Origin of the sequence: Vibrio sp. (genome assembly GCF_048266485.1) — a bacterium.
Taxonomy (GTDB): Bacteria; Pseudomonadota; Gammaproteobacteria; order Enterobacterales; family Vibrionaceae; genus Vibrio.
On sequence record NZ_JBLWZK010000001.1, the window covers coordinates 330,435 to 342,718 of the forward strand.

General features: G+C 38.4%; 15 protein-coding genes. 6 read left to right on the plus strand and 9 right to left on the minus strand.

Annotated features, from left to right (window positions below):
- Positions 1–337: 337 nt before the first annotated feature.
- Positions 338–1,021: a MaoC family dehydratase gene (locus ACN0T8_RS01530; RefSeq protein WP_417878917.1), complete on the plus strand. Its 684-nt coding sequence runs from the start codon at positions 338–340 to the stop codon at positions 1,019–1,021.
- Positions 1,022–1,085: 64 nt separating this feature from the next.
- Positions 1,086–1,364 carry a peptidylprolyl isomerase PpiC gene (ppiC, locus tag ACN0T8_RS01535; protein ID WP_417878918.1) on the plus strand — a complete coding sequence of 93 codons (279 nt, stop codon included), beginning with the start codon at positions 1,086–1,088 and terminating at the stop codon, positions 1,362–1,364.
- Positions 1,365–1,442: 78 nt separating this feature from the next.
- Here ppiC and ACN0T8_RS01540 read toward each other — a convergent pair whose 3' ends face one another.
- From ACN0T8_RS01540 to msrP, 4 genes are all read right to left on the minus strand, one after another.
- Positions 1,443–2,135: an EAL domain-containing protein gene (locus ACN0T8_RS01540; RefSeq protein ID WP_417878919.1), complete on the minus strand. Its 693-nt coding sequence runs from the start codon at positions 2,133–2,135 to the stop codon at positions 1,443–1,445.
- 232 nt (positions 2,136–2,367) lie between these two features.
- Positions 2,368–3,159 (minus strand): lipase family protein, encoded by a 792-nt coding sequence (locus ACN0T8_RS01545; protein ID WP_417878920.1) that lies wholly within the window; start codon positions 3,157–3,159, stop codon positions 2,368–2,370.
- Between the two features lie 57 nt (positions 3,160–3,216).
- Positions 3,217–3,861, minus strand: coding sequence for a protein-methionine-sulfoxide reductase heme-binding subunit MsrQ (gene msrQ, locus ACN0T8_RS01550; protein WP_417878921.1), 645 nt, complete (start codon positions 3,859–3,861; stop codon positions 3,217–3,219).
- Complete coding sequence (msrP, locus tag ACN0T8_RS01555) at positions 3,861–4,871, minus strand: protein-methionine-sulfoxide reductase catalytic subunit MsrP (RefSeq protein WP_417878922.1); 1,011 nt, start codon at positions 4,869–4,871, stop codon at positions 3,861–3,863. Before msrP ends, msrQ begins: the two co-directional genes overlap by 1 nt.
- Positions 4,872–5,096: 225 nt before the next feature.
- Here msrP and ACN0T8_RS01560 point away from each other — a divergent pair, with 225 nt between their 5' ends.
- Together ACN0T8_RS01560 and ACN0T8_RS01565 are read left to right on the plus strand one after the other, a co-directional pair.
- Positions 5,097–5,636, plus strand: a complete 540-nt coding sequence (locus tag ACN0T8_RS01560; RefSeq protein ID WP_417879474.1) for a cytochrome b — start codon at positions 5,097–5,099, stop codon at positions 5,634–5,636.
- A gap of 11 nt (positions 5,637–5,647) precedes the next feature.
- Complete coding sequence (locus tag ACN0T8_RS01565; protein WP_417879475.1) at positions 5,648–6,217, plus strand: YceI family protein; 570 nt, start codon at positions 5,648–5,650, stop codon at positions 6,215–6,217.
- Positions 6,218–6,373: 156 nt separating this feature from the next.
- Here the strand turns inward: ACN0T8_RS01565 and nadE are convergent, their stop codons facing one another.
- Entirely contained in the window at positions 6,374–7,204 is an 831-nt protein-coding gene (gene nadE, locus ACN0T8_RS01570; RefSeq protein WP_417878923.1) for an ammonia-dependent NAD(+) synthetase, read from the minus strand.
- 179 nt (positions 7,205–7,383) lie between these two features.
- On the opposite strand from nadE, the gene ACN0T8_RS01575 reads away from it, so the two are divergent.
- Positions 7,384–7,944: a nicotinate-nicotinamide nucleotide adenylyltransferase gene (locus tag ACN0T8_RS01575; protein WP_417879476.1), complete on the plus strand. Its 561-nt coding sequence runs from the start codon at positions 7,384–7,386 to the stop codon at positions 7,942–7,944.
- Here the strand turns inward: ACN0T8_RS01575 and ACN0T8_RS01580 are convergent.
- Positions 7,939–8,550, minus strand: a complete 612-nt coding sequence (locus ACN0T8_RS01580) for a hypothetical protein (RefSeq protein ID WP_417878924.1) — start codon at positions 8,548–8,550, stop codon at positions 7,939–7,941. The genes ACN0T8_RS01575 and ACN0T8_RS01580 overlap by 6 nt on opposite strands.
- A gap of 257 nt (positions 8,551–8,807) precedes the next feature.
- Between ACN0T8_RS01580 and ACN0T8_RS01585 the strand changes: the two genes are divergently transcribed.
- Positions 8,808–9,935, plus strand: coding sequence for a 1-acyl-sn-glycerol-3-phosphate acyltransferase (locus ACN0T8_RS01585; RefSeq protein WP_417878925.1), 1,128 nt, complete (start codon positions 8,808–8,810; stop codon positions 9,933–9,935).
- A 77-nt stretch (positions 9,936–10,012) separates the two neighbouring features.
- Here the strand turns inward: ACN0T8_RS01585 and ACN0T8_RS01590 are convergent, their stop codons facing one another.
- The 3 genes from ACN0T8_RS01590 to ACN0T8_RS01600 all read right to left on the minus strand — a co-directional run bounded on the left by ACN0T8_RS01590 (position 10,013) and on the right by ACN0T8_RS01600 (position 12,281).
- Positions 10,013–10,327 carry a DUF406 family protein gene (locus tag ACN0T8_RS01590; RefSeq protein WP_417878926.1) on the minus strand — a complete coding sequence of 105 codons (315 nt, stop codon included), beginning with the start codon at positions 10,325–10,327 and terminating at the stop codon, positions 10,013–10,015.
- A gap of 107 nt (positions 10,328–10,434) precedes the next feature.
- A complete protein-coding gene (locus tag ACN0T8_RS01595) occupies positions 10,435–11,232 on the minus strand; it encodes a heme ABC transporter ATP-binding protein (RefSeq protein WP_417878927.1) in 798 nt (265 codons plus the stop codon).
- Between the two features lie 14 nt (positions 11,233–11,246).
- Positions 11,247–12,281 (minus strand): FecCD family ABC transporter permease, encoded by a 1,035-nt coding sequence (locus tag ACN0T8_RS01600; protein ID WP_417878928.1) that lies wholly within the window; start codon positions 12,279–12,281, stop codon positions 11,247–11,249.
- Positions 12,282–12,284: the final 3 nt, after the last annotated feature.

Sequence of the window (12,284 nt, forward strand, 5' to 3'; positions counted from 1 at the left end):
ACAAGGCTTTTTTAGCTATCTAATTTGCTTTTTAACTATTTAATTTGAAAAATAACAAAAAGTGACCAAATATGAATAGAGTGAAATATATCCAACTAAACTAAGGCATTAATCTCTTTTAAAAAGACGCGTTAAAAGTCATGGTTATGTCAAATTCACTACAAATAGAAAATTTATATAATACCGATAAGTAATTGATATAAAAGGATTGTCATATAATTGCAATACAGTTGTACGCTCGAAAGTATTTGCACGGATATGTGAACTGGTTCAAAATTATCGTTTAGTGAGTAACTGGTAAGAGTTCTTCTAACATCTTATAGGGCAAAGACTGAACATGAAAGTCGTTGATATTATCAAGCACAAAACAGATTCTTTAGCGAAACATCAATTTGAATTAAAAGATTTGATGTCGCCAGTATTGAGAGAATACTGGGCTGATTTTATTAATCGTGCGAATTCTCAACAAATATTTCCTTGGCTGAAAGATCATCAAACACCCGCTGTTAATGAAGAAGTCGTACCTACTGTTGTTCCTGAAATAGAAATGTCACCGGAAGCAGAAGCCTTGTATCTTGAGTTAAGTGAAAAGATTGACCAAGAAATTCATGTAGGTGACTGGATGTCAGTTGATCAAGATCGCATTAACGCTTTTGGCCAAATCACCGAAGACATGCAATGGATTCATACTGATGCCGATCGTGCGGCAACAGAATCACCTTTTAAAACGACTATCGCACACGGTTTTTTAACGTTATCTTTATTGTCTCGTTTAACCGATAGTGTTGATGAGGAAAACCCGCCATTTCCAACCGCTAAAATGACAGTTAATGTTGGACTGAATGAAGTTCGCTTTCCTTATCCCGTTAAAGCTGGCAATAAGATCCGTGCTCGTAGCAAGCTTTTGAAAGTGACACCAATCAAACGTGGTTTAGAAATCGAACGTGAAGTAAAAGTTGAAATCGATGGTGTAAGACGACCAGGTTGTGTCGTCGTATCGGTGATCCGTCTTTACTTTTGATTCAGATTTATTATATAGAATAGCGCCGATAATATGGGCGCTATTTTTATTTAGAGAGGTTAATATGGCACGTACCGCCGCGGCACTGCACATCTTAGTTAAGCATGAGTCTCAAGCAAAAGACATTCTACAGCAGCTTAAGAAAGGCGCTAAGTTTCAAGCATTAGCTAAGAAGTACTCAACATGTCCATCGGGCAAAAAGGGGGGTGATCTAGGGGAGTTCCCTAAAGGTGCAATGGTTCCTGCTTTCGATAAAGTCTGTTTTAGCGGAGAGTTAATTACACCTCATTTAGTTAAAACTAAATTTGGCTGGCACGTCGTAAAAGTACTTTATCGCACTTAATTATTCGATAGTTAAACAATAAAAAAGCGTTCACTCCAAAGTTGAAGTGAACGCTTTTTTGTATCTGAAGCAGAGAGCTTACGCTGCTGGGATCATTGGTTCAGGCATGCCAAGGAAATATCCTTGATACATATCGATACTTAATGCTTGCATGGTATCTAGCTGTTGTTGAGTCTCAACGCCTTCAATAACGGTTTGAGCATCGTAAGCCTTGGCGATAGCCATTGCTTCTAGGAGGTTGTCTTGTTTGCCTTTCATGTATTGCTCTAAAAGCATTCGATCAATTTTAACAATACTCGGGTTAATAAGATCAACACGTTCGCTATTTGAATATTCCGAACCGAAGTCATCAATCGCAATATCAAACCCATGCTCATACATCTTGTTAACAGATGCCTTCAGTTGTTTAATATTTTCACAATGAAACTCAAGTAATTCGAGTACGATTTGATTTGAGCAAAGATTAAGCTTGTTAAGCTCTTTTAGAAAACAAACTTCATGCGGGCAATAGGATTCTAAAGCTTTAAAACTATTAGGTAAGAAGTTTAAAAATAACTTAATTTTTTTATGTTGGGAATCAACAAAATTATTGATGTGTAGAATTCGACTAATAAGGTCTATTGCGCTTTTTTCATCTTGATCTTGGTTATCATCTGAAAAGTAGTCGCCAGGGCAGATGTGTTCACCAGATTCGCTTTTCATTCTTAGCAATGCTTCAACACCAACAATCGTATTTTCTTGATTAAAAATAGGCTGAAAAACAGTACTCAATATTAAGTTCTTATATCGTGCAAAATGATTACCACGCTCGTCTTTAATAAAATACATGTCGAATTTTTTTGACATTGATTCAGGTGCTCAATTACTACTAAAAATTGTGTTTAAGATACCAAATACAAGCAATATCAGCTATCTATTTAATATGAGAAAAACGTTTTTTTAACTCAGATCAATATTGATTTTTAGAGATAAAATCAATTGTTTGAGGAATGTTTCGCTTATGTTATCGTTCATCAAAAAAATCTTTGTCACGTATATACTTACTCATTAAATGATAAGAAAATGGTCTGATTAACCAACTCAATAATGAACGACCTAACCGTAAAATTGTCGGGGTATTTTCATAAACACGTCCATTGTATAACCACAACATTTTTCCTACATGCCAATACATAAATGGAATAGGAGGTAGAAAGGTGACGATATCAATATCACAGCAGACACGAAATGTTCTTCTTGTTAATTGATAACGTCGTCGAAACCGCCACCCTCCGATGGCAGGCTGACCAAAGGTCACTACACGTTTTATGATATTCGGGTGCTTTGTCTCTAAATAATCGGCAAACACTAATCCAATAGCACCGCCAGAAGAGTGCCCGGTAATACTAATTCTTTTACCTTCCTCTATCAGCGGGGTCAGTATCGTCTCTAAACGGGTATAAACAGAGTCACCTAATCTATCGTCACGATGAGATGGTATGCTTTCTTGGTGTAATAAATAATAAAAGCCAGCATGTATGGAATATGGCAACCCTAAGGTAGGAAGACAAGATTTATGCCACATTGCAAAGTTTAACAGCCAGTCACTTATGCTATGCGAGCCTTTAATAACAACAATCACTTCTTCTTTATCTTTACACCACAATACACGGATTAAGGTTTTTCCTTTGGCGTTATAGATGATGCGTTGGCCATTGGGATCAAAACCATACCGTGTTTGCTTAAAAACTCTAGGGTAGGCCAATTGGCAAAGGATGGCATAACGTTCGTACTGGTAGCGTTTGAGTGTCTTCAAATATAAAAATCATGGTTATTAAAGTAATCACTACCATGCCAAACAATGATTAAGGAATTATGACTTCGAACTCTTTTTTGTTGCTGATGCTTTGCTCGGTAGTAAGGTATCGAGCCAACGTAGAACTTTCTCTTTTCTTAGCCATAGTAATAATAAGGATCCACCAATATAAAGGCTTGGTTCTAAAATTTCTGATTTAACCGACCAGTAAAAGTGAATTGGCGCGAGTATGGTGACGAGATATACCCAATTGTGTAATTGTTGCCATTTTCTGCCCATTTTACGTTGCACCGCTTGTGTGGAAGTGATGGTTAATAACAACAAGATAATCCAAATTACCGCACCTAGAACGAGGTAAGGACGTTTAATGATTTCACTACCGATTAATTGCCATTGTAAAGCCAAATCCAACCAAGCAAATGCCGTTAAGTGAATGACTGCCCAAGCGAAGCTATAAACACCTAACAAGCGCCGCACTCTAATTAACGGACCTTGTTTGATTTTTTTCGCTAATGGTGAAATGAGTAGTGTAATTAACAGGGTATTAAGTGCTGCTTTACCGGTAAAGTGAATAATCGGCTGAACAGGGTCTGCCCCTAAGTGCCCATTAATCACGGCAAAGGCCAACCAAGTAAATGAAAATATTTGGGTTAAATGTATGAATACTTTTAGCCCAATAATGTGCTTTGGCTTTAAAGGCATTAATAATTTCGCTTTAGGTCTAGATCTTTATACAACGAGGCAACTTGCTCACCATAACCGTTAAACATCAAGGTTTCTTGTCGAACGGAACTAAATACACTGCCTTCACCAATAAATCGTTCACTTGCTTGACTCCACCTAGGGTGGTCGACATTTGGATTCACATTGGCATAAAAACCATACTCATCAGGAGCAAGTAAATTCCAAGTAGTCGGTGGTTGTTTTTCAAGTAAATGGATTTTGACAATCGACTTAATCCCTTTAAAACCGTACTTCCAAGGTACAATAAGTCGTAATGGAGCACCATTTTGTGGCGCAAGAGTTTTACCATATAAACCAACCGTCATTAAGGTCAGTGGATTCATGGCTTCTGCCATGGTTAAACCTTCTACGTACGGGTAGTCAATACTTGAAAAACCACGTTGACCAGGCATTTGTTCAGGATCGTAAAGCGTTTCAAATGCGACATATTTGGCTTTACTGGTAGGTTGAACCAATTTCAATAGTGACGCTAATGTAAAACCTAACCATGGAACATTCATCGACCATGCCTCTACACAGCGGTGGCGGTAGATACGTTCTTCAATCTCCATATTCTTCATCACATCAGCCATATCAAGTTTTACCGATTTGGCGACTTCACCTGTAATTTCTATCGTCCAAGGCGTGGTTTTGAAATTCTTTGCTTGCTCTGCGGGTTCGCCTTTACCTGTACCAAACTCATAGAAATTATTATAAGTCAGGACCTTATTTTCTGGTGTCAGTGACAATCCTTTTGTTGAATACTTCGACACCGCGCCTTCTAACGTAGTTCTTGAATCTTTCGCAGTGAGTTTTTCATTTGATGAACTGAATACATCAAATAAATTAGCATGAGCCTGAGATGCAAAAGGGGCTACTGCTGCGGCAATACCTAGTTTTTTAACAATATCTCTACGCTGTTTATAAATAGACTCTGGTGTAGCCTTATTTTCACTTAAAACCCAAGATGGACGTGATTTAATCAACATAAAATAGTCCTTATTGAAGACGATGATAGAGATATACTTTTATAAGACCGTAATACTGTTCAATTAATTTCAAATATAAATACTGAATGTATCTTAAATGATTAATGGGTTTGCACTTACACTTCTTGACAAAATTTTTGTTACATAAAAGTAACCGTTAATTTATATTTATAATTCCTTAAATTTCTAATGGTTGTCACAATGTATACAACATGGTCAAAAAAAATTGAACAAGTTGTACATAGCTATAATCTTATTAGCAAAATTAACCATTGGATCTCTGCTCTAGTCATTATTGGCTTATTTGCTGCTGGTCTATGGATGGTTGATTTAAGTTATTACAGTACTTGGTATCAAGATGCGCCACATTGGCATAAATCAGTCGGTTTATTACTCGCGGTTTATACTGTGTTTCGGGTGATTTGGCGCTTATTTACTCATTCACCAGAAATAGAAGGGACTTCATTTGAAAAAATTTCAGCGAAAATTGCTCACTTGTTAATGTATGCGTTATTGTTTGGAATTTTTATTTCAGGTTATCTCATTTCTACTTCTGATGGCCGTGGCATTGATATTTTTGATTGGTACACAGTGCCATCACTCGGCGCACTATTTGAAGACCAATCGGATATTGCAGGTCTGCTACATTATTACTTTGCATGTATCTTGATAGGTTTAACATCCATACATGCGATTGCAGCACTAAAACATCACTTTGTTAATAAAGACAATACGTTACGAAAAATGACAGGAGCGACAAAATGATCAAAATGGAAATGAAAAAATGGCTAACAACTGCTGGTTTATGTGCCACTATGGTACTACCTATGGGGGCAATTGCAGCGGATTACCAAATTGATACTAAAGGCGCACATGCCTCAGTAAATTTTCGTGTAAGCCACTTAGGTTATAGCTTCACACAAGGTCGTTTTAATGATTTTGAAGGTACCTTTTCTTACGATCCAACCAATGTTGAAGCTTCAAAAGTGAATGTTGTCGTTAATACTAGCAGCATTGATTCAAATCATGCTGATCGTGACAAACACATTCGTAGCGATGATCTTTTAAATGTGAGTAAATTCCCTGAAGCGACATTTACGAGTACTAAAGTAACTGATAAAGGCAACGGCAAATTAGCGGTTGATGGTAATTTACAATTACATGGTAAAACGGTTCCAGTAACGATTGATGCTGAATTTATCGGTGCAGGTAAAGACCCATGGGGTGGTGAACGTGCAGGTTTTAAAGGTACTACTCGTCTAGAAGTAAAAGACTTTGGTATTAAAGAAATGGCAGGGGCAACTTACGTAGATTTAGACCTTTATGTTGAAGGTGTTAAGCAGTAACGGTTAAAACGTATACTTACCCATATAACAAAGGCTCGCTAATTAAATTAGTGAGCCTTTTTTCTTTTATTTGACACCATGGCTTTTTTTCCAACGTAACTTTAATGTTTAGTCGTAAAAAGCCTTGTTATAAAATCTTTATTGTAATAAAAAAGCTTAGTCGTAAATTGTCGGGATAGGCTGACGCTTATGTTGCGTCGATTTATAAATTCCAACTAAACGCTCAATCACTTCTTGCGTTACTGGTTTACCTTCTAAGAAATCATCAATTTGGTCATAGGTTAGGTTTAACGCATCTTCATCAGCCTTTTGTGGAGCAAGTTCTTCAAGATCGGCTGTTGGTACTTTATTCACTAATATCTCAGGCGCACCAAGTTCAGCCGCCACTTGACGCACTTGGCGTTTGCTTAAACCAAACAGTGGCGCCAAATCACACGCACCGTCGCCAAATTTAGTATAAAAACCCGTAATATTTTCTGCAGAGTGGTCTGTGCCTAACACTAGGCCACCAACATAACCGGCCACTTCATATTGAGCCACCATACGGGCACGAGCTTTAACATTACCTTTCACAAAGTCGACTTTTGCCGGATCGCTTGGTAGTAACCCTGTACCATTTAGTGCTTCATGGCTTGCGGCGTGCAGCCCATCAACACCGGCCTTGATATTCACCGAAATAGAGTGAGTCGGTTGAATAAATGACAGTGCCACTTGAGCTTCATCTTCGTCTTTCTGATCACCATAAGGTAGGCGTACTGCGATAAATTGGTAGTCAGTTGTATTGTTTTCTGTATTCAGTTGATTTACCGCTAACTGAGCAAGGCGACCACAGGTAGTGGAATCTACACCGCCACTAATACCGAGAATTAATGATTTACAGCCAGATTGCTGCAATTTTTTCTTGATAAAAGAAACTCGGCGAGTAATTTCAAATTGAGCATCGATAATGGGTAGGACTTGCATTTCTTGACGAATGAGTTGCTCCATGAGAATTCCTTATTGTGCAGCAAAAAAATTATAAATTAAACTGTGATTGCCATCATATAACTATCCCCAATTGACCTCAAGGAGTGAGTCTAGTCCATACCCAAGTAACTTCAGTGTATACCTTTATCTCGTTTCACTGTATGACTAACAATGGTAATCTTGTACTTATTTTGTATCGACTGAGGAACTTCTGCTTCGTGAATATTGCAATTTTTGGTAGTGCATTTAATCCGCCAAGCTTAGGGCACAAAAGTGTACTAGAAAGACTCAAGCATTATGATTTGGTTTTGTTAGTGCCAAGTATTGCTCACGCATGGGGAAAAGACATGCTCGAGTATTCCGCTCGCTGCGAGATGGTTGAAGCTTTTATTCGAGATGCTAAGCTAGACAATTTAAAAATAAGTAATATTGAAGCGGAGATTTTGCAATCAAATGGAGAGGGACAAGGGATCTCAGTAACGACCTATGCAGTAATGACGGCGTTGCAAGAACGCTACCCACAAAGTCAGCTTACCTTTGTTCTCGGCCCCGATAACTTTCTAAACTTTGGTCAATTTTATAAAGCGGATGAAATTACAACCAAATGGTCAATATTGGCTTGCCCTGAAACATTACCGGTTCGTAGTACTCAGATCAGACAGCGTCTTGCCAATCATCAATCGATTAACGATCTGATTACGCCCTCAGTTGAGGCATATATTCAAGAGCATAAACTTTATAATTCAAAAGATGCGCTATGAACTCAACGATGTATTGGCAATGGTCAAACACAATTGTTCAGCCTGCTGGGTATTTGCCGAAAACACCTCATCAATAATACGTTCTGTTTTAATGCCTGATGCACGAAGTTTGAATGCTTGTCTTACTTTTAATGCCATTTGCAGTGAAGCGTGATCAATACTCGGTATCTTAGTAGCATTTTCTAGTGTTAACACGGAATCATCTAGCTGAGGGCTCAGTTTTTCAAGTTCAAAATCTACGATTTCCAGCCATTTTTTCTGCTCATTTTGGCTTGGGTCGAAAGGGGATTGGCTTAAGGTATCTAGCAAAACATTGAGTAATGCTGAGCGTTGAACCAAACCCGCTTGGTGGGGGTAGTTCTTGGTTGAACGTACCGATACTTCTATTTCAATCAATGAACAGTTTGGAAAATAGGTTAGGGAGTTTAAACAGTCAAAAGGCAACCAGAAAGTATCGCCCGCATTCATCACATATTCCGTTTTCCCTAAGCGCACAGAAACAAGGCCACTTAAAACAGAAATTAACTTATGCTTTATCGTCTTTTTACGTGCGGTTATGTGTAAGAAAGGATATTGATATATCTGGTGAGCGATTAAATAGTTCATGAGCCATTTTTTAACGATTAAAATTTAGCGTTAAGATACCGTTTTATAGTCACCTTTCCAATCACTTTAATCCCTATCGTTCTTGTTTTAGCACAATAAAATTAAGGGTTTTGTTAAACTTGAACATTCATCTATTCACTAATTTAACGAATTCAGGTAATTTACGCATCCCAATTGGTTTTGCTTTGAGATTGCTCCTGTCTATTTGGAGCATATCATCGTAAAATTACCCGTTTATTCATAACTGCAGTAAATTAATGAGCATTGATAACGATCCATACAAAGAAATTCGTCCTTATAATGATGATGAAATCCCAGCGGCTCTTGAGCGTCTAATTAATGATGATAGCTTCATTAATGCGATCATCAAATATCGTTTTTCTCATAAGCCGGCCTGGTTTAAAAAGCTGGTTTCTCCTGCGATAAAAGTCTATCTAAAGATCAAATGGTCAAAACTCAAAACCGTTGATGATATTCAACGTGAAGTTGAGCTTTACATGGGTTCAACCTTAAATAAGACGACCAATGGCGTAACGTACTCAGGTCTAGAAAAGCTCGACCCTGAGCAAGCTTATCTGTTTGTTTCTAATCACCGTGATATTGCCATGGACCCAGCATTAGTTAACTGGGGCCTTTATAATAATGGACATAAAACCGTTCGCATCGCGATTGGTGATAACTTATTAAAAATGCCTTGTGCGACAGAGATGATGAAGCTAAATAAAAGCTTTATCGTAAAACGCTCAATTAAAGCACCGCGTGAAATGATGAAAGCGTTAGGTCTACTGTCTTCTTATATTAAACATTCACTAGAAACGCAGAATTCTATTTGGATTGCTCAACGAGAAGGTCGAGCCAAAGACGGTAATGACATGACAGAACCGGCTATTTTGAAGATGTTTCATGTAGAAGGACGTCGCCAAAAAATTGCATTTCCTGATTACATTAAATCACTCAAAATTGTTCCGGTTTCTATTTCGTATGAAAATGATCCTTGTGATATCGACAAAGCCAAAGAACTTTATGAAATCGAAATGAATGGTAAATACGAAAAAACAGAATTTGAAGATATTGCCAGTATTGTTAAAGGTATTATTGGTGAAAAAGGGCGTGTACATGTTAGCTTTGGTGATGTGATCACCGATGACTTTGAAACATCTGATGAACTTGCCAAAGAATTAGATCGTCAAATTCATACACTGTATCGTTTGTACCCAGTAAATTTATTAGCTGCAGGTAAGCAAAGCGATACCATCACAGAAGAAGTTGAAGCTAACTTTGCTAAAAAATTAAAAGCGTTACCGGCTGGTGCTCAAGAAAAATTGGTCGCGATGTATGCTAATCCGGTTACCAAGAAAAACGAAGTCGAGCAACTAGTAGAATAACCGACGACTAAAACCCAGTTACAAAAAAGCAACTGATTGATTCAGTTGCTTTTTTATTACCTAAGGAGTAGGTCGAATTATTGATTCAAAGAACGACTTTGTAGTTCAAAAATTAACTTTTCAGCGCTACATTCAAACTGAATGCGAGCGGTCAGTTGCGTGGCATCATCGGCAACATTTTCAATGTCACTTTGATAGTTTGAATTCACACGCTCAGCAAGTTGAAGATAAGGTTGTAGTTGAGCCATTAATGTCTCTTTACCTTGAGCCAAAATGGTTACTTCAGCAACATCATCACCTTCTTTGATGATGAATCCCATTTCCGCACTACAACCACAAGCTTCGCATACTTCATTTTCTGCACTTACTTCTAACTCTGTTTCTGTTGTCATATGTTTATCCTCGTACAAAAACTGTGGGTACTTTACGCCTGATTTTAGATTAAAACCAGAAAAAAGCATTGAGCTAAAACAAACCCACAGTATATTACCGCTAGTGACTAAGCTGGCATGATGACAGGAAACTCATGTTGAGGATGTTTTGATAGGAGTATTTTTTGTCCATAAACTTGCTCTATATTCGATGCAGTCAAAGTATGCCAAGCATTGCCATCACTTATAATGTCACCTTGATCGAGTAGTAAAATTCTATCTGCATATTGGGCTGCTAAGTTTAAATCATGCAACACCACCACAACCGCCGTACCCGTTTTAGCCATCTCTTTAACTAACTGCAATGTATTGTGCTGATGTGCTAAGTCGAGCGCGGAAGTGGGTTCATCTAACATAAAAATGCGATTAGATTGAGCATAATGAAGCTGAGTTAATACTCGTGCTATGTGTACTCGTTGCTTTTCACCGCCAGATAATTGAGGGTAAAGCTGTTTGGCCATAGTGAGTATGCCTACTTGCTTCATTTTTTCTCTAGCTATAATACTGATCTCAGCTTTAGAAACATTTAGTGGTAAACCGCCTAACTCAACGACTTCTTCAACTAAAAAAGGAAATGATAGGGTGCTGTGTTGAGGTAATATACCCAAGTGACGTGCAAGCTGCTGTTTATCCCAACTTTCTGCAGGCTTACCAAAATATTTCAAACTGGCATTTGAATTCGTTTGTTGTGAGAGTGATGCTTCTCCACATAATAACTTTAATAAACTGCTTTTTCCTGTGCCGTTAGGACCAAGTAAAGCCGTGACTTCTCCTAGGCGAATATCTAAGCTGACATCATTTAAAATCTGCTTCTTTCTGTATTGTAGGGTGAGGTGCTGTGCTTTTATGGCGATTTCATACTGCATATTTTGAACCTGCATTAGATAAAACGTCCCTTTTGCCTAAATAGAAGATACAGAAAGAAAGGGGCCCCTACGAGAGCGGTAACAATACCGACAGGCAGCTCCGCTGGCATCACCGCCACTCGTGCAAACATATCCGCAAGGGTTAACAGTAAAGCACCTAACAAAATAGAAACAGGGAGTAAGGTACGGTGATCCGGCCCAACCAACATTCTACCTAGGTGCGGAATTACGAGCCCCACAAAACCTATCATGCCGCTTAAGCTAACTGTCACACCAACACCGACTGCCGTGAGTAAGATCAAACGACGCTTGAGAGATTGAATCGGTACGCCAAGATGTTTAGCTTCCGATTCACCTAGCAATAAGGCATTTAAAGCCGGGGCTTGTTTAATAAATAGAAACGATAATAGCGCCAATGTTACGCTAGCTAGAGTAATACTAGGCCAGGTTGCACCTGCTAATGAACCCATAGACCATAAAGAGAGATCTCTTAACATTTGGTCATCAGCAATAAAATTTAAATAACCAATCGCAGCTCCCGATAAGGCGCTAATAGCAACACCTGCTAATAGCATAATGGTAACGGATGTTCCTAAGTTACTCGTGCCCAGCTTATAAACAATAATTGTCGTTAAAGCACCCCCAAGAAAAGCAAATATCGGAACCGCAGCGAAATTCATAAAATTAGGGTAGAAGCTTGTTATGTTAGAAAATAACACAATCGCAAGTGCAGCACCTAAGGCGGCACCTGCGGACACACCGATTATGCCAGGTTCAGCAAGTGGGTTACGAAATAGACCTTGCATCACCGCTCCGCATAACCCTAAAATCCCACCAACCAACAAGCATAGTAATGTTCTTGGCAAGCGAACTTGATGAATAATTAAAGCGACATGTTGGGGGAGATCTGCATTTGATGGCAGAAAACTCATGATGCTGTGAGTCAAGCTAATCTGCATAGGCCCAACGGCTATCGACACCAGGCTTGTGATAATCGTAAGACTAGCAAACAGTAATAAAATAATGGGTAGGGAAGCTTGTCTTAACATATT